Consider the following 20,209-nt stretch of genomic DNA (forward strand, 5'->3'; position numbering starts at 1 on the left):
GGGCGTACTTCAACTGGACGTTCGCGGCGGGCCTACGTTGGGTTTTGGTTCCATTGCTCCCCAAATCCCGAATAGGGAGCAGTGGAACAGGAAACGCACTTAAGCCAAGTCGGCTTAGCGTACGATTCTTCCCGAATTCTGCGGCTTCCCTCTGAAGAGCTGGGATACGTGAGGGCCGGTGGAAGTGATGACCGCATCCGTATGCAGAAGAAAAGCCTTCCCGATAAAGACCCCATGCGGGAAATCGTCATTAAATCCAAGGGCGGATCGATTACATGGGTCTCAAATACCGGGTATGACTCAAAGCTAGGCGGTGATGTTTTTCATCTCCACCAGCACTCCACCGGACAGGGTTTTTTGCAAGCCCGAGACGCACTGAGAAAGTTCGCTGACAACAAGGAGTTCGAGGCCGGAGTCAGCTACGAAGGAATGAGCACGCCCGAGCGTGAAGCCAAGATCCAAGCTCGCAAGGAACAAGAAGAAATCAGGAAAGAGCTTCGGAGAGTTGCTGTTTATGGTAGCGTTTAAGCTTTGGGAAATCAACAAGACGGCATAGCGAATGATCCCCTCTGGCAAACCAAGCCGACTGTCGCCGAGGCTAATCCCTCTTGTGGTTTTTTTGATCGGCCTGTGCTCCACCGTAGTGCTTTACCAACTCATCGTCGAGTCCGTCGATCAACGACAACAGGTCTACTTCGACTTCCGCGCCCGGGAGGCTGCTGAGCGCATCGAGAACCGCATGGCCACCTACCAGCAGGTCCTGCGGGGCACGGCCGGGTTCTTTGATGTGCATGATGATGTCGGACGTGAAGATTTCCGAAGGTATTCCGATCGCCAGGCTCTGGACCAGTACCTGCCTGGCATCCAAGGCGTGGGCTTCGCCAGGGCCATCCGGCCTGCCGATCTGCAAACCCACATCGATCAGGTCCGCGCCGAAGGCTTTCCCTCTTACACGGTGCAACCAGCAGGCCAACGAGACCTGTATTCCTCGATCGTGTATCTGGAGCCGTTTTTGGGACGCAACCTGCGTGCCTTCGGCTTCGACATGTATTCAGAACCCGTGCGGCGCGAGGCCATGCAGCGCTCGGTAGATACGGGTGCCATCGCGCTTTCGGGGCATGTGCGTCTCCAGCAGGAAACGGGGGTTCAGGAGCAGTCGGGGTTCCTGATCTACCAGGCGATCTACGCTACTGACCAGCCAGCGGCAACCGTAGCAGAGCGCCGGGAACAACTGCGCGGCTGGGTCTATGCACCGTTTCGCATGACAGACTTCCTGCAGGGTCTCCTCGGAGAGCAGGAGCGTGACCTGATCATCGACATCTTCGACGGCGAAGAGATGGTTGAAGCGACACGAACTCACTTTGGCAGTTCAGGGCGTACCGATATCCGTCCAGGGTTTGAATCGGTGCATCGGCTGCGCATGATGGGACAAACCTGGACCGTTCGCGTGCATGGCAGCACGAGCCTTCTGCAACGGGTGGACAGAGGGCTACCGATCGTGATCGCGGTAACCGGTGTCTTGCTCAGTGCCATGCTGGCTGGGCTGATGTTTTTGCTGGTGTCGGGTCGGTCCCGGGCAGAAGCGGCGGCCCGCGCGATGACAGAAGACCTGTCTCTGGAGAGGTCTCGATTGAGTGCCATTCTTGAAGGCACCCGGGTCGGCACCTGGGAGTGGAATGTCCAGAGCGGTGAAACCGTCTTCAATGAGGAATGGGCGAGGATCGTTGGATACAAGCTCCAAGAGCTTGAGCCGATCTCCATCGTCACCTGGGCAAAGCTCACGCATCCGGAAGATCTGCAAAAGTCAGAACAGCTGCTCAAGCAGCACTTGGCGGGGGAGTTACCGTTCTACGAGTGTGAGGCCAGGATGCGCCACAAGGATGGGCACTGGATCTGGGTGCTGGACCGCGGGAAGGTGGGGAAATGGGATCGGGATGGCAAGCCTCTCATCATGTACGGTACCCATCAGGACATCAGCCGGTCCAGACAGGAGCTGGATACCTATCACCATCGAGCGCATCATGACGTATTGACCGATCTACCCAACCGGGTCTTACTCGGTGACCGCATACAGCAGGCGCTTGCATTGGCAGAGCGCGAGAACACGCATCTGGCTGTGCTGTTCATGGATCTGGATGGGTTCAAGTCGGTCAACGACACCCATGGCCACGAAGCGGGGGATGTAGTGCTAAAGACCGTGGCCCGCCGTCTCCTGCGTTGCATCCGTGCCTCCGACACGCTCGCCAGGGTGGGAGGCGATGAGTACGTGGCCTTGCTGCAACACGTCAGCGACGAACAGGAGGCGCTCAAAAAGGCCAGCCTGTTCATCTCGGAGGTCCGCCGACCAATCCCCTTGTCTGCGGGTGGCGAAGCACGAATTTCCATTAGTGTCGGTATCGCGCTCTACCCTCAGCATGGAACGACCATCGAGGTGCTCAGCGAGCATGCCGATCAGGCGATGTATCAGGTCAAGAAAGGCTCCAAGAATGGAGCCTTGGTGCTTCAGGATAGCGGCTCGGTGTAGCTCTGCGTTCCCGTAGCGTTTAAACGCACCCTGATCGACAACTCCAGATCTTGTGTTGCCGGCGACAGCGTCCACGCATGAAGTTGGTCCATCACGACCGATCAGGCATTGACCGCCGATTGCTTCGAGCAACTGGCCCCACAGATGACCGCCAAGGGCTGGAAAGGGAAGCCGCAGAATTCGGGAAGAATCGTACGCTAAGCCGACTTGGCTTAAGTGCGTTTCCTGTTCCACTGCTCCCTATTCGGGATTTGGGGAGCAATGGAACCAAAACCCAACGTAGGCCCGCCGCGAACGTCCAGTTGAAGTACGCCCTAACTAGGCGTCAGGCCGGAACCTTGGGCCGCGTCAGGATAGGGCCGATTCCAGCATTTTCTGACGCCTCGCCGGCAACCTCTAGGGCCTCAACCTGACAGGCCGTACGCTTAACGTACGATTTTTTCCGTTTTCTCTATCGTCCCCCATTCAGCCGCGCCGGCTCGCATTCAATCTCAATGGGCTCACGCTTTCTGCAACTAACCAGAGCAATCCAGAGACAGCGTGCCGTGCCTGGCTACCGCCGCACTGCAAGAGAACCCGCTAGCCTTTGCTTCTACGGTCTCGCCCAAAGGGTTCGGCGAACTGCGCAAGGTAGCCTTTGGGGTAGTCCTTTTCATGCAACCCGACCTCGGCCTCCCCCAGCTTCCCCGCACTGTCGAGGAACGTGCCAAACAGTTGATCCCACACCATCAGAAACTCACCAAAGTTGACTTGGGCATCTTCAAAGTCGCGCTTGTGATGCCAGCGATGAATTTCGGCAACCCCGATAATGTGACGCAGCCACCCCAGTCGGTAGTCCAGGTTCGAATGCTGGAAGGCCAAGTGCACGGTCAGAATGCCAAACCAGGTGGCGACTACGGCAGACGGGGCGCCTAATGCGAGCAGAATCACCAGCCCCGGACCGGCCATGAGCGCCGCGTGCAGGGGATGGCGTCGCTCCCCGTTCACCCAATACAACCGCTCGGCGCTGTGATGAATCATGTGAAAACGCCACAGCCATTGCACTCGATGACTAATCCGGTGCATGCCGTACAGGCCCAGATCGAGCACGACGGCGACCAGTAGCAACTGGAGCCACAGCGGACTCTCGATCGGAAAGAGACGAACCGAAGCCGGCACCGCATCGCCAAGTTTGGCCAGGATTTCAGCGGTGAATTGAATGACGGAAAGGTTCACCAGCATGTGCAGCAGATCTGTCGCGGTGTCTTGATGATCCTCAAGCCAGGCTTCGCGAAACGGTTGGATGCGCTCCAAACCAGCGATGCTCAACAGTCCTATCGCGGCGGCTATGGGGGTGGTGGGCCAATACGGTACGCCGGCATACAGCGCCCAGATCATGAAGGCGGCAGCGCCACCAAACACGAGTGGATAGCTCACCCACCGTATGGCAAATCGAAGAAAGGTCGACATCGTTCAGCTCCCTGTGATGGAGTCATGACTCTATGCGGAGAGACGAGCTTTCGACTTGAACGAAAGAGCTAGGATTCCTGGAGATCGACTTCAGCCAGGGCAGATGATGGATCGATGCCCAGCAGCGTCCGGAATGTTCGGGAGAAATGAGCCGAGTCAGAAAAGCCTGCCTCATGCGCCGCTTCGGTCAGCCGCCCCCCTTTGGCTAGGTGCTGTAAGGCTTGCGTGAGACGTAACCATTTCGCATAGCTGCGAAGCGGCAGACCTGTCTGTTCCACGAACCAATGGGAAAACCGTGTGGGTGATAAATGCACCAGTGCGGCCATTTCTTCGCGTCTCATTTGGCCTCTACGCAGCGCTTCAATCACCTTGGTCAAGCGAGGATCTGGGATCGGTGGGTCGGGAAGCCGCAGCGTCTGGCGCACCCCAGCCTTCAGCTGTACAGCACTGTGTCCTGTCTCGCGCAGCGCGCCGATAATCGCCGCTACGTCCGCCGGCGTGATCTCAATCACCCTCGCTTCTTCGGTACCCCGCAAAGCACGAGCTTCCTCGGACAGCGCATCCACATAGATCGACAGAACTCGACCGGCGCTCAGCCGGTGTTTCAAGCCTGCCGGGATGAAGATGGCTGCCCCTGAATGAATACCCAGCGGGGTTTCGACCGCTACGGTTGAATCGAGGCCCACTGAGATCTGATGCGCCTGATGGTGGTGCCAGCCTTGGTGACCAACACGCCCATGAAAGACTCCGATACCGGGTCCGACCCATGCATGGCCTACCCAGCGCACTGTGTCCGTCGAAGACGAGCTTTTCATTCTCTGGCTCGGTTCACTTCCGCTTTTGGGGTCAGCAAACTGCTCAGGATCAACATGGCGGCGCCACCGACGATACCGATATCCGCCAGGTTAAACGCCGGCCAATGCCAGGACTGCCAGTAGAAATCCAGGTAGTCGATCACATGACCACGGAATGCGCGGTCAATCAGATTCCCAACTGCACCGCCCAGTATGAGGCTATAGCCCAGCGCTTCGCTCTTGGGACTGGGCTTACGCAGGATCAGCGCGAGCACTATCGAAATGATGACGGCCAGGGCGATGAAGACGTATCGCTGCCAACCGCCCGCGTCAGCCAGGAAGCTGAATGCTGCACCGGTATTCCAGAAATGAACCAGATTGAAGAACGTGGTCAGAGGAGTCACGGAGCCGACCGGGAGCGAACCCTCAATTACGCTCTTGGACACTTGGTCGGCTAACGCAATCGCCAGCGATAATGTCCACCAAAGCCAAGGAGCGCCGAAAAATGACCTTTCAGGAGAGGAACTCATCGCGGCTCTCCTTGAAGAAGTCGCTGCAACTCTTGGGAGACGGGCATCGGCGCGAAAGCACTAACCCTGGCCCGCCCGGTGTTTCCGAGTGGCACCCAGATCCTGGAGAACAGCAGTGCCGCAATGATCCGAGGCATTTGGCCGAGCACCTCCCGATAGTCGCGCAACTGCCAGCCAGCCCTCAGCATCAGCCAATGGCTCTGAGCGTGAAGGACTGGCATTCGCTGGCTCAATATGTGGGCCCGCTCCAACCAGGGAAAGGTTCCGGCTTCATCCTTTTCTCGGAGGGCCTGCTTTGCTCGTGAGAAGGCTTTATCAATGGCAATGCGAAGGGCTGTATTCATCTGGATCTCACTTGCGCAGCGGTCGAAGGCCGTTCAGGACAACCAGCAAGCTGACACCCATAGACGCGCAGCCGCATGGGGACGGTCCGGCTTGCTGCAAGGCGCAAGTCCTAGAGGAATTAGTGGGCTTAGGGTCATCGCCACAGCAACTGGACATGAAATACTCCTTGGTCAGATGTGCCAAGTGAACACCCTGTAGTCGCTATAGGGTCAAGCGCTATGGATTGAGGCGATGCAAAAAAAGAATTTAAGCCGTGAATAGGAAAGAGGTCTGCCGCATGGTCCTCGATCAAAAGCAGGGTCTTCGACCTCAGGATTGAAGACGTGGAATGCCGCCCTCCACCAAACCCGAAAGTATTCCGCAGTCCAAGCTTTGTCGTTCATCATCGCAGCAGCCCCGCAACGTCACCAACTGGTTTTCGAGGGCATGTAAGGATGCGATCTGAGCCCTTACCTGGGCGATATGTCTATCAAGGAGCGTATTGATCGCCGTGCATGGTTGCTGCGGCTGCTCCTGAAAGCCCTGTAAAACACCAATTTCTTCCAGTGACATGCCAAAAGAGCGGCATTGGCGAATGAACAGCAGTTTCTCCACATGATCCGCTTCGTAGGCTCGGTAGCCATTGTCCTGACGGTTAGGAGGTGGGAGCAGTCCCTGACGTTCATAAAAACGAATCGTCTGAATGTCCGCCCCCGTCAGCTTTGCAAGTTGGCCTATGCGCATGGCCTTCTCCTGAGTCAAAACTCAGTATATCCATGCTTGACCCTATACCTGCTATATGGTTTTTAATTGACAAAATAAAGCCCGATAGGAGAAGCGAATCATGAGTTCTTGTGAGAAGTCCTGTGGCTGTGGCCCAGTTTCGGCAACCACAGAAGCGGCAACCGCGCCTTCGAATGAAGGAACATGGGTCAGCAGTTTTTCTGTACCCAAGATGGATTGCCCTTCAGAAGAACGAATGATTCGGCTCGCACTGAATGGCTTGCCTGAGCTCAATTCGTTGTCCTTTGATTTGACCAGCAGACAGGTACGCGCTTTCCATGACGGGGCGGTTGACCAGATCGCTACCAAGCTGGAGTCACTTGGCCTGGGTGCAGCGTTGCTGGGTACTGAGCCGGCCAGTCAGGAAGCAGCCTCGGCCAATAGTGCCAATGAAGAGCTGACTGCTTCGAAAGAGGCAAGCACGCTGAAGATCCTGCTCGGTATCAATGCCGCGATGTTTGTCATTGAGATGGGTGCAGGTTTGATCGCCCAGTCGACTGGCCTGGTTGCCGACTCGTTGGACATGTTTGCTGATGCTGCCGTCTATGGGCTGGCTCTCTATGCGGTCGGCCGGAGTGCACGGCTTCAAGTTCGGGCTGCCCACCTGGCGGGGGTCTTTCAGATCGTGTTGGCTCTGGGCGTGCTCGTGGAAGTGGCTAGACGCGTCCTCTACGGCAGCGAACCTGAGTCGATGCTGATGATGGGGATTGGCGCAGTCGCACTAGTCGCAAACGTCAGCTGTCTCTTGATGATCTATGGCCACCGCGAAGGTGGTGCACACATGAAAGCGAGTTGGATTTTTTCAGCCAATGATGTGCTCGCGAACATTGGTGTTATCGCAGCAGGTGCATTGGTTGCCTGGACAGGTTCTTCCTACCCAGATTTGGTGATTGGTACTGTCGTGGGCCTCATCGTACTGAACGGTGCGCACCGAATACTGGCATTGAAAGCCTGACCAACCGGACACCGACATGCCCGTGATTCACTTGAGCACTACCGACGTACAAGCAAGGATCAGCGTGAGCAGGAGCAGCGCCGGCACGAAGCGCAGGTGCAGCAGCTGCAGATGGAGGCTCGCCAGCTACAGCAGACGCTGATCGTCAAGCAAGACGAACTGACCCGATTGAATCGTGACAATGAGCACCTGCTCACCGAGGCCCGACTACTGCTGAAGGAAGACGCGCTTCGACGCCTTGCAGTCGGAGAGCGCCGAGCTACACAAAACCGTTTCGACGCAACGCCAACGCGCACAAAGCTTAGAGATTACCCTTGCCGAGACTAGGACAGCGTCGAAGTTGGCTATTTTTGCCCAACCCCCGAAAACGTGAAATTAGCCAGTAATCAGATCGGCAGCCCCGCCGCCAGCATCTTGTCACGCAGCTCGGCAGCGCGCGCGGGGTCAAGCGCGTTGCTGAACAGCGCCTTGATCTCATTGGGTCTGGCGTCGAACTGATCTACCAGATCCTTGATGCGGTAACCGTGGCGCGTCAGGGTCGGTTCCAGATCATCCAGTTGACGCGACAGCACTGATTCCACCAGCTCCGCCGAGACGGGTTTCTCGCCAGTCAGGTAGCCGGCTTCCAATGCCATGCTGAGGTGCAGTTGGATTTGCAATGGTGTGCGCAGCTTGGTGGCGAGCAGGTCGATGGCGTCTTCACTCAGGATCGACTCGGGTTCGACCTTCCCCGCAGTGCAGGTTTCCAGCAGCCAGTGGATGTACTCGCGCTGACTGCCGGCGATGCCGTCGAGCGAGAAAATATCTGTGCGGTAGCCGATTTCCTCCATCGTCGGGCGGCGCAGGTCGTTACGCAGCTTGGGATGCCCGGCCAGCACCACCGACAATCGGCCGTCGCCGTCCTCGACCAGTTCCATCAGGCGCTTAAGGCCGGTCAGCGTATGGCCGTTGAGGTCATGTGCCTCATCGACGAACAGGGCCACCGGGCGCTTATTCTTCCTCACCAGCTCGCGCAGGTCACGCTCACGTTTTTCGCCCTGGGTCGGGATGCGTACCTGCTTTTCGGAGGAGAGGTCGTAGAAGAGCGCGGCGATGAAGGTGGCCAGTTTGATGCTGTGCTTCTCGATGGCCAGCGACTTGGAGACCGTGATCTTCTTTTCCTCTTCCATCGCTTGCTGAAGCCGGCGCAGCATCACGGTCTTGCCACTGCCTATGACGCCGCACAGTGCGATCAGGCGCCCCTCGAAGATCGCCCCCTTGATGTCCTTGATCAACTGCTGATGGTGGGCGGTCTCAAAGTAGCCGGCCTGGTTCAGCGGCAACGTCAGTCCGTAGTGCTGCATCACTTCAACCCGCATGTTCTTCTCCTGCTTTCTTGTGGCGGAAGTAGCCCCGAACGCGCTCCAACACGATGCGGCGCGTCAGGGTTTCGCTCAGCACCTGGTGGATGAATGCCTGATCTTCGGGTGAGAGCTTAGCCAACGGCTGCGCCAGATCATCGGCAATGGCGAGCTTGGCTGCGATGACGCTGGGAAACCGGTATTCATGCGCCTCGGCATCGAAGGGTTGGCGCGGCAGTGCCATGGGAGCTGCGGGAGGTGTCAGCCGCACATCGTCGCCGGCCAATGCGGCGATGGGTAGACCAAGCTGGTCAGCCAGCGAGCGGATGCGCTCGGATCGTTCATCGGCCTTGCCGCGTTTGAATGCGCGGTAGCGATGCAGTGGAATTGGCCCGGAGACTGGGTAATAAGGCCCGAAGCGCTCCCCCTCGAACTCGGCATAGAGCTCACCATCGAACAAGCCCCAAAGCAACACCACGGACTCACCGGCCATGTCGGGCTCCACCTCGTAGGCCGTGCCGTCGATGGTGACTCGCGCATCGACGCCAACCTTGCGTCGTTCGGGCTCGCGGGCGAACCGGCAGAACTGCTCCCAGGTGCACATTTCGCGCAGGCCCTCGGCGGGCAGGTTAGCCAGCCAGTCCTCGATCCGCGAATGCGGCTCGGAACGATGGCCCTGTGCGTTGTAGGTGCGCACCAGATAACGCATCAACCACTCGTTGGCCTGCGCTTCGGTTTCAGGCTTGTGGAAGTGATACAGCGTCTCGTGGGCTTCCTTCACCGTGCGGAAAGGGCGCTCCACCTTGCCTTTGGAGCGGGCTGTGGTACGGGCGCCATCCTTGCCGGCCGGGATGTGTGTCTGCCACTCGATGCCCAGCCCCTGCATGACGTTCTGGAAGACGCGGCGCTTGGCCACCGGGCCATTGTCCAGGTAGATCATCTTGGGGCGGCCTTGGAACGGAAAGGTGGGGTCAGCCTTCGGCGCCATGGCGTTAAACAGGAAGCGCAGCGCCGACTCTGCGTCCTCGCCGTATACGCAGTGGTATTCCTGATAGGCCACACCACTGCGATCATCCACCACGCTGAACAGCATCAGCGTTGGCTCACCTCTGGCCGGGTCGATCCAGTCCGGTTTATCGATGTGTTTGAGGTCAGAGGGCGACAGGTCGAACTGCCAACAGTCATTGCTGTGTGCCGCCTGAAAGCGCGTCGCGGGCGGCTGCCGCAACAACCGCGGTTGATCCAGTCGCCACAGGGATAGGTAGCGGTTGACGGTTGGTCGGCTGAGTACACCCTTAGGCGCCTTGACCAACCCTTGCACGGTCTCCACCCCGTAGTCTTCCAGCAACTCGATGGCGCGGCGGGTAGACAGGTGCCGCCCTTGCTTGTTGGTGGTGCGCAGTTTCAGCGCTGCAATCAGCTCGCAGTAGCGTTCCAGCTCGGCCTGCTGCAACACGCGCGGTTTACCGTGATCGGCCCGGTGGGCCGCGTGGGGTTTATGGATGAAGTTCAGCGCCCGGTACACAGTGCTCGGGGACACGCCATACAACTCAGCTATCGCAGTCACCTGGGCGGCCCGTTCCGGGCTTTTCTTCGGCAGACGGTCGAGCCGCTGCCGCAACTGCATCAGCGAATCGGTTGGGATGGCCTTATGCTGCCCGCTGGGCATTGCGTTCGGCCTCGGTCAGATAGTTGTAGAGCGTCGAGCGGCCAATGCCCATCATGCGGCAGATTTCCGCCACGGTGTGTTTCCGCTCGTGATAGAGACGCAGGGCGAGTTCTTGCTTAGCCGGATCGAGCCGTTTCTTGCGCCCACCCTTGCGGCCACGGGCCCGCGCAGCGGATAGTCCGGCTTGGGTGCGCTCGCGAATCAGGTTGCGCTCGAACTCGGCCAAGGCGCCGAATAGGTGAAATACCAGACGGCCTCCAATCGAGGCGGTATCAATGTTTTCTTGCAAGCTGCGCAAGCCGACGCCGGCGGCGTCCAGTTGTTCGACCAGTCGGATCAGATCCTTCAGCGAGCGGCCGAGGCGATCCAGGCGCCAGATCACCACGGTGTCGCCACGGCGTAGCGTGGCCAGCAAGGCGGTCAAACCAACCCGCTCGGCCTTGGCTCCGCTGGATGTATCCTCGAACACGCGCTCACAGCCGACCTTCGCCAGAGCATCGCGTTGCAGATCGAGGAGTTGGTCGTAGGTCGAGACACGGGCGTATCCAATCAACATGGCTTTGTCCAACTATTCAGTGAGAGTCCAGTGTAGTCGGATATTGAAAGCTGGAGACTGTAGCTGGATGTCAGCAATGCGGGTTTGCGCGAGGGTTGCTGTCGTTTTCAGAAGACGGCTGCACTGAACGTCAGAAGCCGACTGCACTATAGCAGCGGAGGGGTTGGATCCATCAGGCAACGACGGGCTGCTGCCGGCCATCAGCGGACGCAGGGAGGACTTTCCGCAACCGGCCGTTCGATGCGGCACCGATGGCCTTCGCGCAGGGGTAGTGAATCCGCCAGGATTGACTTGCGCTGCCCTACCTCTCACTAGTGAGGGGCGGCAGCGCATCAAGCGGTGAGCGCACTCCGGCACCGCCAACTTTCAGCACATGCGTGTAAATCATCGTCGTAGAGACGTCGGAATGGCCGAGCAGATCCTGCACGGTTCGAATGTCGTAACCGCTGCGGAGCAAGGCCGTCGCGAACGAGTGGCGGAGGGTGTGCGGTGTGGCGGGCTTCGTGATGCCTGCTTGTTCTACGGCACGTTTGAAGGCGCGCTGAAAGGTCTGGTCATACATGTGATGGCGACGCACGACACCGCTCCGTGGATCGGTCGAATGCGTGTGCTGCGCAAAAACCCAGAACCACGGCCAGGAATGCCCGGCGCGCGGATACTTCCGCTCAAGGGCGTCGGGAAGCGCAACGCCGCTGCGGCCCTCGGCCTGGTCCTTCAGCCACCATGCCCGTGCACGCGACAGCTGCTCGCGCAGGCTGGGTGCCAAGCTCTCGGGTAACATCAAGGCCCGATCCTTGGAGCCCTTGCCCTCCCGCACGATGATCGTGCCGTGATCGAAATCCAGATCCTTGACCCGCAGTTGCAAACCCTCACTGATCCGCATGCCCGTTCCATACAGAAGCTGGGCGAACAAACGATGCTCGCCTTCCAGAAAACCGAGGATGCGAACCACTTCATCCGGGGTCAGCACCACCGGCAAGCGCCGCGACGGCCGAGGTCTTCCGATCTCCTGAAGCCAGGGCAGATCCGTGCACAGCACCTTGCCGTAGAAGAACAGCAAGGCCGCCAATGCCTGACGATGCGTGGAGACCGAAACCTTGCGCTCGTTCGCCAGCCAGGACAGAAATGCCTCGACTTCGCTGCTGCCCAAGGTTGCCGGGTGACGCACACCGTGGAAACGGATGAAGGCACGAACCCAGTGGACATAAGCCTGTTCGGTTCGTAAACTGTAATGCAAGTAGCGTATGCGCTCACGCAACTGGTCCAGAACCTTGACCGAACGCAGCGGTGGTAACGGCGCAGTGGCGGTTTTCATGGCTTGTTATGACTGTTTTTTTGTACAGTCTATGCCTCGGGCATCCAAGCAGCAAGCGCGTTACGCCGTGGGTCGATGTTTGATGTTATGGAGCAGCAACGATGTTACGCAGCAGGGCAGTCGCCCTAAAACAAAGTTATGCCGCACTCACCCCCATGGAGTTTTGATGTTCAAACTTTTGAGTAAGTTATTGGTCTATTTGACCGCGTCTATCATGGCTATTGCGAGTCCGCTCGCTTTTTCCGTAGATTCTAGCGGTGAGTATCCGACAGTCAGCGAAATTCCGGTCGGGGAGGTCCGGCTTTACCAGATTGCCGATGGTGTTTGGTCGCATATCGCAACGCAGTCGTTTGATGGCGCAGTCTACCCGTCCAATGGTCTCATTGTCCGTGATGGTGATGAGTTGCTTTTGATTGATACAGCGTGGGGTGCGAAAAACACAGCGGCACTTCTCGCGGAGATTGAGAAGCAAATTGGACTTCCTGTAACGCGTGCAGTCTCCACGCACTTTCATGACGACCGCGTCGGCGGCGTTGATGTCCTTCGGGCGGCTGGGGTGGCAACGTACGCATCACCGTCGACACGCCGGCTAGCCGAGGTAGAGGGGAACGAGATTCCCACGCACTCTCTAGAAGGACTCTCATCGAGCGGGGACGCAGTGCGCTTCGGTCCAGTAGAACTCTTCTATCCTGGTGCTGCGCATTCGACCGACAACTTAGTTGTGTACGTCCCGTCTGCGAGTGTGCTCTATGGTGGTTGTGCGATTTATGAGTTGTCACGCACGTCTGCGGGGAACGTGGCCGATGCCGATCTGGCTGAATGGCCCACCTCCATTGAGCGGATTCAACAACACTACCCGGAAGCACAGTTCGTCATTCCGGGGCACGGCCTGCCGGGCGGTCTAGACTTGCTCAAGCACACAACGAATGTTGTAAAAGCGCACACAAATCGCTCAGTCGTTGAGTAGCAGGCAGATGCGGCATAACATGAAGTTGCAGCCGACCATCACTCCGCTGCGCTCCGTTCTGGCGGCTGAACTTCGGCGTTAGACATCATGAGGGTAGCGGTGACCATCGAAATTTCGAACCAACTATCAGAGGTGCTAAGCGTCATTGAGCGCCATCTGGAATCAACGTTGCTGGCCGTGCATTTGTACGGCTCCGCAGTGGATGGCGGCCTGAAGCCATACAGCGATATTGATTTGTTGGTTACTGTGGCCGTAAAGCTTGATGAAACGACGCGGCGAGCATTGCTCAATGACCTTATGGAGGCTTCGGCTTTCCCTGGCGAGAGCGAGACGCTCCGCGCTATAGAAGTCACCCTTGTCGTGCATGACGACATCATCCCGTGGCGTTATCCGGCTAAGCGCGAGCTGCAATTTGGAGAATGGCAGCGCAATGACATTCTTGCGGGTATCTTCGAGCCAGCCATGATCGACATTGATCTAGCTATCCTGCTTACAAAAGCAAGAGAACATAGCGTTGCCTTGGTAGGTCCGGCAGCGGAGGAATTCTTTGACCCGGTTCCTGAACAGGATCTATTCGAGGCGCTGAGGGAAACCTTGAAGCTATGGAACTCGCAGCCCGACTGGGCCGGCGATGAGCGAAATGTAGTGCTTACGTTGTCCCGCATTTGGTACAGCGCAATAACCGGCAAAATCGCGCCGAAGGATGTCGCTGCCGACTGGGCAATAAAACGCCTACCTGCCCAGTATCAGCCCGTCTTACTTGAAGCTAAGCAAGCTTATCTGGGACAAAAAGAAGATCACTTGGCCTCACGCGCAGATCACTTGGAAGAATTTATTCGCTTTGTGAAAGGCGAGATCATCAAGTCAGTTGGTAAATGATGTCTAAAACAAAGTTAGCCACCAAGAAGGTGCCATGAAAACATTTGCCGCATATGTAATTATCGCGTGTCTTTCGAGTACGGCATTAGCTGGTTCAATTACAGAAAATACGTCTTGGAACAAAGAGTTCTCTGCCGAAGCCGTCAATGGTGTCTTCGTGCTTTGTAAAAGTAGCAGTAAATCCTGCGCTACCAATGACTTAGCTCGTGCATCAAAGGAATATCTTCCAGCATCAACATTTAAGATCCCCAACGCAATTATCGGCCTAGAAACTGGTGTCATAAAGAATGAGCATCAGGTTTTCAAATGGGACGGAAAGCCAAGAGCCATGAAGCAATGGGAAAGAGACTTGACCTTAAGAGGGGCAATACAAGTTTCAGCTGTTCCCGTATTTCAACAAATCGCCAGAGAAGTTGGCGAAGTAAGAATGCAGAAATACCTTAAAAAATTTTCCTATGGCAACCAGAATATCAGTGGTGGCATTGACAAATTCTGGTTGGAAGGCCAGCTTAGAATTTCCGCAGTTAATCAAGTGGAGTTTCTAGAGTCTCTATATTTAAATAAATTGTCAGCATCTAAAGAAAACCAGCTAATAGTAAAAGAGGCTTTGGTAACGGAGGCGGCACCTGAATATCTAGTGCATTCAAAAACTGGTTTTTCTGGTGTGGGAACTGAGTCAAATCCTGGTGTCGCATGGTGGGTTGGGTGGGTTGAGAAGGAGACAGAGGTTTACTTTTTCGCCTTTAACATGGATATAGACAACGAAAGTAAGTTGCCGCTAAGAAAATCCATTCCCACCAAAATCATGGAAAGTGAGGGCATCATTGGTGGCTAAAACAAAGTTAGGCATCACAAAGTACAGCATCGTGACCAACAGCAACGATTCCGTCACACTGCGCCTCATGACTGAGCATGACCTTGCGATGCTCTATGAGTGGCTAAATCGATCTCATATCGTCGAGTGGTGGGGCGGAGAAGAAGCACGCCCGACACTTGCTGACGTACAGGAACAGTACTTGCCAAGCGTTTTAGCGCAAGAGTCCGTCACTCCATACATTGCAATGCTGAATGGAGAGCCGATTGGGTATGCCCAGTCGTACGTTGCTCTTGGAAGCGGGGACGGATGGTGGGAAGAAGAAACCGATCCAGGAGTACGCGGAATAGACCAGTTACTGGCGAATGCATCACAACTGGGCAAAGGCTTGGGAACCAAGCTGGTTCGAGCTCTGGTTGAGTTGCTGTTCAATGATCCCGAGGTCACCAAGATCCAAACGGACCCGTCGCCGAGCAACTTGCGAGCGATCCGATGCTACGAGAAAGCGGGGTTTGAGAGGCAAGGTACCGTAACCACCCCAGATGGTCCAGCCGTGTACATGGTTCAAACACGCCAGGCATTCGAGCGAACACGCAGTGATGCCTAACCCTTCCATCGAGGGGGACGTCCAAGGGCTGGCGCCCTTGGCCGCCCCTCATGTCAAACGTTGAACGACAGCTTTCCCAAAAGCTCTACGGCTGCTCTGGGTCGACACCGGTAATCGGATCGTTGCCGCACTGAACAGCGCCCCGTTCCAGGTCGCCTCCATTTATGCGGCTGAACCGAGGGAGAGCAGCTTTACGCCGTCTGGCCGCAGTTCGCCCTTGGGCGACACGTGCCGGTAGAGCGTCTGCCGGGTAATCCCGAGTTCTTCGCAGAGATCGCCCACCTTGGTTTCCGGTTGCCCCATGCTGGCCATCGCCAGGCGTAGCTTGGCGGCGGTCATCTTGAAGGGGCGCCCCCCTTTCCTGCCGCGAGCGCGCGCCGAGATAAGTCCAGCGACTGTTCGCTCGGAAATCAACTCACGCTCGAACTCGGCCAGCGCGGCAAAAATACCGAACACAAGCTTGCCGGCGGCAGTCGTCGTGTCGACCGCCGCACCGTGACCGGTCAGGACCTTCAGGCCCACGCTACGCGCAGTTAGGTCGTGCACGGTGTTGATCAGGTGGCGCAGATCACGGCCAAGCCGATCGAGCTTCCACACGATCAGCGTGTCCCCTTCACGAAGCGCCTTCAGGCAAGCAGCCAACCCTGGGCGATCATCGCGCCTGCCCGAGGCCAGATCCTCGTAAAGGTGCGCAAGGCTCACACCAGCGGCGATGAGCGCATCGCGTTGCAAATTGGTGGACTGGGATCCGTCCGCCTTCGATACCCGCATGTAGCCGATCAGCACCTTTTCACCCGTCACGTATACGTTCGATTATGTGACAGTGTGAGCCGGAAAGCTCTATCCGTCAAAATTTGTCACTTAACCCGTCATTTTGTTTAAGACATGCAAAGGGTGCATCAGGCAGGTAATGTGACAGAAATTCCGGCGGGATGCCTTCCTTCACGAAGGTGGCGCGCAACCGTTCCAAGGAAGCGGGATCGCGCCGACCATAGGAAGCCAACGCGAACAGCGAGCGTGCCGTCTCGGGGTTGTGTCGCGCTTCAATGATGGCCTCGTCGATGGCCTGGACTGCACGCTGCCAGTGATTGATGGGCTCGGGCTTCGGCGCTTTCGTCGGCAGGCCACTGGTGAACCCGGTTTGGGGCTCGGACCAGAATAGCTTTGCCTGCTCGCCTGGCGGGCTGATGTCCCTCACCTCAATCAAGCTGATTGCCGTTGCCGCCGCCTCCAGCATCTGTAACCGTACTATCGGATTCAGGGTTTCATACGGTCGCCACAGACTTTGCCCAGCACGCAGCGGATGCCCGCAGCCTTCCCAGACTTGGCGGGGATACCCCGCGCAGGTTCCGCACGCGGAAAGCGGGGTGTTCAGCTCATCGAGCAGCGTGCGAAGAAGTCGAAACCACAATCCGGCGTGGATGCGTCGGCGCGGCAGCTCCACGTGACCGGTTGTCAGTGCCTGCCAGGTACGCTGGTCCATCGCCGCAATCGCGTCGCTGGCAGTGCGCGGTTCGGCGTCGGCGTTCTCCCAGCCGAGAAACCGCCCTGGCACGCCCCAATAGGATTCCAGCCAGCAGCCATGCAGTGGGCAGCTCAGCATCAGGGGCAGCTTCCACGCGAGCAGTACGGCTTGGTTCTCCGGATCGTTCAGGCAGAGCGGACAGGCGCGGTGTATCGGTTGGGTGGGCAGCCAGGCACGCCAGCTCGTGATGGATCGCGTCTTACGGCGGAGTCTCGGCAGCAGTACCGAGAGCTGGAACGCATAGGTTTCCAATGCGGCTGGAATCTGATCATCAAGGCTGTCCAGTAGCCAAGGCACCCAGCCGGCGAAACTCATGCAGCGCAGCCGATCCAGCTCGATACCGCTCCGCTGGAAGAGCATCATCAGCAGCGACAGTGGTGGCGCGGTATCCAGGTCATCAACCTGGCCGTGACCAAGATCGTGCTCCAGCAGGTCGGACACCTCCATGTGATAGCAAAGGGCCACGCGGTTGAGCCATGAAGACAAGGCTTCGCCTTCCTTGGGAGCCGGATGCAGCGGCCAGCGTGGCGCTGGCTTCACATCAGTTCCCGCTCGAATTGCCGACGCCGCTCGCTTGGGCCGGTGTAATCGGCCATGCTGAGCGTGCGGTGGTTGATCGCTTCCTCGCCGCTCTCCACGGCGACGAGGGCCGCCGCCATCAGCAAGTGCGCCAGTTCGCCGATGGTGCCCTCGCTGCGTGTGAGCAGGTAGCGGGCCATGTCCAGCGTGGCAATCGACGAGGGTCGCCGCAATGGAAGCGAAGCGGCGAAGCTGGCCAGCAGTGAGCAGCAATCGTCGTTGGCCTCCCACACCGGCAGCATCATGGGCTCGAAGCGGTTTTCCAATTGGTCATCCGAGCGGATGGCCAGGTAGGCGTCGCGCGTGCCGACCCCGACCAATGGGATGCGCAGCTCATTGCCGAGGAAGCGCAGCAGGTTGAGGAATTCCCGGCGGTTGACGCTGTTGCCGGCCAGCACGTTGTGCAGCTCGTCGATCACCAGCATGCGCACGCCGACCTTGCGCAGCAGTGCCAGAGCCAGTTGCTCCATTTCCGGCAACCGTGGGCGTGGGCGCAGCGGCGCGCCCATCGCGGCGAGCAGCGCGACGTAGAAGCGGATCACGGACGGCTCGGACGGCATCTGCACGACCAACACCGGGATGTGCTCCTGGTCGGCGTCGGAGCTGGCCGGGTGGGTGCGGCGGAACTTCTCGACGATCATCGACTTGCCATTGTTGGTCGGGCCAACCAGCAGCAGGTTGGGCATGCGTTGCTTGTTTGGCCACGCATAAAGGGCTTCCAGCCGGTTCAGCGCCTCGACTGCGCGCGGATAGCCGATCCAGCGGTCGGCGCGAAGGCGCTGGATGCGCTCGTCCGCCGGAAGACGGGCCAAGCCCTGGGCCGCCGGCAGCAGGTGGGACAGGTCGATGATGGGATATTCGTCCACGGCTACCACTCCTCAATCTGGTCGAACGGTTTGGCGGGTGGCAAGTTGTCTGCCTGCGGGTCGGCAATATCCGTATCCGGCGGAACGGGCTTGTCCGGCCGAGCTGATGTCTTGAGGTGCTGGCGGCGATCCGCGTCACGCCGCGCCTTGCGTGTGGCCTTCTGCGCGCTGGTCACAATCTCACGCATCTGGCCGATCATGCGGAACAGCGCCGACTCATCCACCTGTTCGCGCCCTTGCTGCCGCAGTTTCGCCAGCGCCTGCCGTTGTTCCCAGAGGGTGACAGCCGGATGCGACAAGGTACGGTAGGGAATTTCCAGGTAATGCTGTCCCTCCGGTTCCAGGACCCAGATACGGCTGATGTCGCGCGGATCGCGCCGGATCAGAAAGGACGGCCAGCGTTCACGCCGCGCAATCCACGGCTTGAGCGCATCGGCGTAGTAGTGGATGTGGTCGATGACAAAGCCGGTGCGGGTCAGCGTGCGCCGGAGGATCGGCAGAAAATCGACCAGGAACGAAGTAGCGCGTGTGACGACGGCCGGTACGCCGACACGCGCCACGGCCTCGGCCCAGCGCGCGGCCGGCGGTTGGAGCAGGCCGTTGTGCACCGAACCGTGGTAGGTGCCGACCGCCAATGTGAGCCAGCGCTCTAGCTCGCGCAGCGTCAGGGCGGCCTTGTTTTCGGAATCGTAGTCGCCGCGCTGGTCAGGGTTGGAGAAGGTCGTTCCCGGCAGTTCGTCGTGAATCATCTGCATCGCCGTGCCGATGATCCGTTCCACGATGCCGCCATAGTGCGGCTGTCCCAGCGGGCGATAGTCCAGCCGGATGCCATGCTGCTCGCAACCCCGGCGCAGGGCCTCGCTCTTGAACTCGGCCGCGTTGTCTAGGTAGAGCAGCAAGGGCTTGCCGCTCATCTGCCAATCCATTTCCACGTTCAGTCCTTCCAGCCAAGGGCGCTTGTCGCAGGCGACATGCACGAGGCACAGGCCAACCGAAACGGCAGACGGCGCTTCCAGCGTGACGACCATGCCGAGCACGCAGCGGGTGAACACGTCGATGGCGAGGGTCAGGTACGGGCGGCCAATAGGTTGCCGGTCGCGGTCATCGACCACGATCAGGTCGATGACCGTATGGTCTATCTGCACCTGCTCCAGCGGCGCGGTCACGGCAGGAGGCTCGCCGCCCACACCTTGTAGGTCACGAGCGGCATCCTGGCCTTCCCGCCGGCGGATGACCTTGCGCGGGTCAAGGCTAGCGATCCGTAAGGCCACGGTATTGCGCGCCGGCACTCGCAGTTTTTGAGCCTTGCACACCTGAGTGACTTCGCGGTGAAAGGCCGCTAGGCTGCGCTTCTGCTTGGTCAGGAACCGCTTTTGCAGTAGCTCGTGGATGACGCGCTCGACCGGTTCCGGCAAGCGCCCCTTACCTTTACCTCCACCGGACTGGCCGGGCACCAGATCCGTCACGAGGCCGCTGCCTTGCCGGGCACGCCGGATCAGAACGTATACCTGGCGCCGAGACAAGCCCAGCGCCTGAGCCGCCATATCGGCCGCTTCGTGCCCGACCGTCTCCGACTGCGCCAACGGACTGATGATCTCCGCACGACGGCGCGCACGCTCCCAAGCCTCATCAGGCAGAGTGGCCACGCCTTGTTCTGGAATCCGTGGGGTGTCCGTCGCCATGCTCACCTCGCTTTGGTGCACACGAGTATTGAGCATAGTCGAGATTGGTGC

Annotated in this window: 20 protein-coding genes and 1 pseudogene; 8 read left to right on the forward strand and 13 right to left on the reverse strand. The window is 58.5% G+C overall.

The genetic code is table 11. From position 1 onward, the window contains the following. Positions 1-81 precede the first annotated feature (81 nt). A complete protein-coding gene (locus tag GEV38_RS03725) occupies positions 82-528 on the forward strand; it encodes a hypothetical protein (protein WP_157765890.1) in 447 nt (148 codons plus the stop codon). 82 nt (positions 529-610) lie between these two features. Beyond that, positions 611-2,524, forward strand: coding sequence for a CHASE domain-containing protein (locus GEV38_RS03730; RefSeq protein ID WP_172959809.1), 1,914 nt, complete (start codon positions 611-613; stop codon positions 2,522-2,524). A gap of 579 nt (positions 2,525-3,103) precedes the next feature. Here the strand turns inward: GEV38_RS03730 and GEV38_RS03735 are convergent. The 5 genes from GEV38_RS03735 to cadR all read right to left on the reverse strand — a co-directional run bounded on the left by GEV38_RS03735 (position 3,104) and on the right by cadR (position 6,365). Beyond that, the gene (locus GEV38_RS03735) at positions 3,104-3,973 is read right to left on the reverse strand and encodes a sterol desaturase family protein (protein WP_099593687.1); all 870 of its coding nucleotides are present in this window, start codon (positions 3,971-3,973) and stop codon (positions 3,104-3,106) included. A gap of 68 nt (positions 3,974-4,041) precedes the next feature. Next, positions 4,042-4,788 carry an AraC family transcriptional regulator gene (locus tag GEV38_RS03740; RefSeq protein WP_099593685.1) on the reverse strand — a complete coding sequence of 249 codons (747 nt, stop codon included), beginning with the start codon at positions 4,786-4,788 and terminating at the stop codon, positions 4,042-4,044. Further along, a complete protein-coding gene (gene lspA, locus GEV38_RS03745; RefSeq protein WP_099593683.1) occupies positions 4,785-5,297 on the reverse strand; it encodes a signal peptidase II in 513 nt (170 codons plus the stop codon). Before lspA ends, GEV38_RS03740 begins: the two co-directional genes overlap by 4 nt. Then, the gene (locus GEV38_RS03750) at positions 5,294-5,641 is read right to left on the reverse strand and encodes a DUF3703 domain-containing protein (RefSeq protein ID WP_099593681.1); all 348 of its coding nucleotides are present in this window, start codon (positions 5,639-5,641) and stop codon (positions 5,294-5,296) included. The genes lspA and GEV38_RS03750 overlap by 4 nt, the downstream gene beginning before the upstream one ends. A gap of 310 nt (positions 5,642-5,951) precedes the next feature. Next, on the reverse strand, positions 5,952-6,365 hold the full coding sequence (gene cadR, locus GEV38_RS03755; protein ID WP_099593679.1) for a Cd(II)/Pb(II)-responsive transcriptional regulator: 414 nt from the start codon (positions 6,363-6,365) through the stop codon (positions 5,952-5,954). Between the two features lie 97 nt (positions 6,366-6,462). On the opposite strand from cadR, the gene GEV38_RS03760 reads away from it, so the two are divergent. Together GEV38_RS03760 and GEV38_RS27550 are read left to right on the forward strand one after the other, a co-directional pair. Further along, positions 6,463-7,359 carry a cation transporter gene (locus tag GEV38_RS03760; protein WP_371929299.1) on the forward strand — a complete coding sequence of 299 codons (897 nt, stop codon included), beginning with the start codon at positions 6,463-6,465 and terminating at the stop codon, positions 7,357-7,359. A 9-nt stretch (positions 7,360-7,368) separates the two neighbouring features. Then, positions 7,369-7,581: pseudogene (locus GEV38_RS27550) on the forward strand (cointegrate resolution protein T); the annotation flags it as partial. Between the two features lie 164 nt (positions 7,582-7,745). Here the strand turns inward: GEV38_RS27550 and GEV38_RS03765 are convergent. The 4 genes from GEV38_RS03765 to intI1 form a co-directional block, all read right to left on the reverse strand. Beyond that, on the reverse strand, positions 7,746-8,717 hold the full coding sequence (locus GEV38_RS03765; RefSeq protein WP_099593675.1) for an ExeA family protein: 972 nt from the start codon (positions 8,715-8,717) through the stop codon (positions 7,746-7,748). After that, entirely contained in the window at positions 8,707-10,344 is a 1,638-nt protein-coding gene (locus GEV38_RS03770; RefSeq protein WP_216641847.1) for a DDE-type integrase/transposase/recombinase, read from the reverse strand. Before GEV38_RS03770 ends, GEV38_RS03765 begins: the two co-directional genes overlap by 11 nt. A gap of 4 nt (positions 10,345-10,348) precedes the next feature. Continuing rightward, positions 10,349-10,924 carry a recombinase family protein gene (locus GEV38_RS03775; RefSeq protein ID WP_110765430.1) on the reverse strand — a complete coding sequence of 192 codons (576 nt, stop codon included), beginning with the start codon at positions 10,922-10,924 and terminating at the stop codon, positions 10,349-10,351. Positions 10,925-11,225: 301 nt separating this feature from the next. Then, positions 11,226-12,239 (reverse strand): class 1 integron integrase IntI1, encoded by a 1,014-nt coding sequence (intI1, locus tag GEV38_RS03780; protein WP_000845048.1) that lies wholly within the window; start codon positions 12,237-12,239, stop codon positions 11,226-11,228. Between the two features lie 166 nt (positions 12,240-12,405). Between intI1 and GEV38_RS03785 the strand changes: the two genes are divergently transcribed. From GEV38_RS03785 to GEV38_RS03800, 4 genes are all read left to right on the forward strand, one after another. Then, the gene (locus tag GEV38_RS03785) at positions 12,406-13,206 is read left to right on the forward strand and encodes a subclass B1 metallo-beta-lactamase VIM-2 (RefSeq protein ID WP_003108247.1); all 801 of its coding nucleotides are present in this window, start codon (positions 12,406-12,408) and stop codon (positions 13,204-13,206) included. 87 nt (positions 13,207-13,293) lie between these two features. Further along, positions 13,294-14,085: an ANT(3'')-Ia family aminoglycoside nucleotidyltransferase AadA2 gene (locus tag GEV38_RS03790; RefSeq protein WP_001261740.1), complete on the forward strand. Its 792-nt coding sequence runs from the start codon at positions 13,294-13,296 to the stop codon at positions 14,083-14,085. 34 nt (positions 14,086-14,119) lie between these two features. Then, positions 14,120-14,920, forward strand: coding sequence for an oxacillin-hydrolyzing class D beta-lactamase OXA-10 (locus tag GEV38_RS03795; protein ID WP_000846390.1), 801 nt, complete (start codon positions 14,120-14,122; stop codon positions 14,918-14,920). A 31-nt stretch (positions 14,921-14,951) separates the two neighbouring features. Then, complete coding sequence (locus tag GEV38_RS03800) at positions 14,952-15,506, forward strand: aminoglycoside N-acetyltransferase AAC(6')-Ib3 (protein ID WP_032488579.1); 555 nt, start codon at positions 14,952-14,954, stop codon at positions 15,504-15,506. 162 nt (positions 15,507-15,668) lie between these two features. Here the strand turns inward: GEV38_RS03800 and GEV38_RS03805 are convergent, their stop codons facing one another. The 4 genes from GEV38_RS03805 to GEV38_RS03820 form a co-directional block, all read right to left on the reverse strand. Next, positions 15,669-16,292 (reverse strand): recombinase family protein, encoded by a 624-nt coding sequence (locus tag GEV38_RS03805; RefSeq protein WP_003155741.1) that lies wholly within the window; start codon positions 16,290-16,292, stop codon positions 15,669-15,671. A gap of 61 nt (positions 16,293-16,353) precedes the next feature. Beyond that, on the reverse strand, positions 16,354-17,571 hold the full coding sequence (locus tag GEV38_RS03810) for a TniQ family protein (protein ID WP_173895562.1): 1,218 nt from the start codon (positions 17,569-17,571) through the stop codon (positions 16,354-16,356). Beyond that, the gene (locus GEV38_RS03815; RefSeq protein ID WP_173895564.1) at positions 17,568-18,476 is read right to left on the reverse strand and encodes a TniB family NTP-binding protein; all 909 of its coding nucleotides are present in this window, start codon (positions 18,474-18,476) and stop codon (positions 17,568-17,570) included. Before GEV38_RS03815 ends, GEV38_RS03810 begins: the two co-directional genes overlap by 4 nt. 2 nt (positions 18,477-18,478) lie before the next feature. Continuing rightward, positions 18,479-20,158: a Mu transposase C-terminal domain-containing protein gene (locus GEV38_RS03820; protein ID WP_000179844.1), complete on the reverse strand. Its 1,680-nt coding sequence runs from the start codon at positions 20,156-20,158 to the stop codon at positions 18,479-18,481. Positions 20,159-20,209 lie beyond the last annotated feature (51 nt).

The sequence above is a fragment of the Pseudomonas sp. 13159349 genome (assembly GCF_013305685.1).
GTDB classification, from domain to species: Bacteria; Pseudomonadota; Gammaproteobacteria; order Pseudomonadales; family Pseudomonadaceae; genus Aquipseudomonas; species Aquipseudomonas asiatica.

Bases quoted from the DNA above. Each gene is read 5' to 3' on its own strand.
- GEV38_RS03775 (WP_110765430.1), bottom strand. From the start codon at position 10,924: ATGTTGATTGGATACGCCCGTGTCTCGACCTACGACCAACTCCTCGAT.
- GEV38_RS03795 (WP_000846390.1), top strand. From the start codon at position 14,120: ATGAAAACATTTGCCGCATATGTAATTATCGCGTGTCTTTCGAGTACG.
- GEV38_RS03740 (WP_099593685.1), bottom strand. From the start codon at position 4,788: ATGAAAAGCTCGTCTTCGACGGACACAGTGCGCTGGGTAGGCCATGCA.
- cadR (WP_099593679.1), bottom strand. From the start codon at position 6,365: ATGCGCATAGGCCAACTTGCAAAGCTGACGGGGGCGGACATTCAGACG.
- intI1 (WP_000845048.1), bottom strand. From the start codon at position 12,239: ATGAAAACCGCCACTGCGCCGTTACCACCGCTGCGTTCGGTCAAGGTT.
- GEV38_RS03785 (WP_003108247.1), top strand. From the start codon at position 12,406: ATGTTCAAACTTTTGAGTAAGTTATTGGTCTATTTGACCGCGTCTATC.
- GEV38_RS03735 (WP_099593687.1), bottom strand. From the start codon at position 3,973: ATGTCGACCTTTCTTCGATTTGCCATACGGTGGGTGAGCTATCCACTC.
- lspA (WP_099593683.1), bottom strand. From the start codon at position 5,297: ATGAGTTCCTCTCCTGAAAGGTCATTTTTCGGCGCTCCTTGGCTTTGG.
- GEV38_RS03820 (WP_000179844.1), bottom strand. From the start codon at position 20,158: ATGGCGACGGACACCCCACGGATTCCAGAACAAGGCGTGGCCACTCTG.
- GEV38_RS03790 (WP_001261740.1), top strand. From the start codon at position 13,294: ATGAGGGTAGCGGTGACCATCGAAATTTCGAACCAACTATCAGAGGTG.
- GEV38_RS03765 (WP_099593675.1), bottom strand. From the start codon at position 8,717: ATGCGGGTTGAAGTGATGCAGCACTACGGACTGACGTTGCCGCTGAAC.
- GEV38_RS03750 (WP_099593681.1), bottom strand. From the start codon at position 5,641: ATGAATACAGCCCTTCGCATTGCCATTGATAAAGCCTTCTCACGAGCA.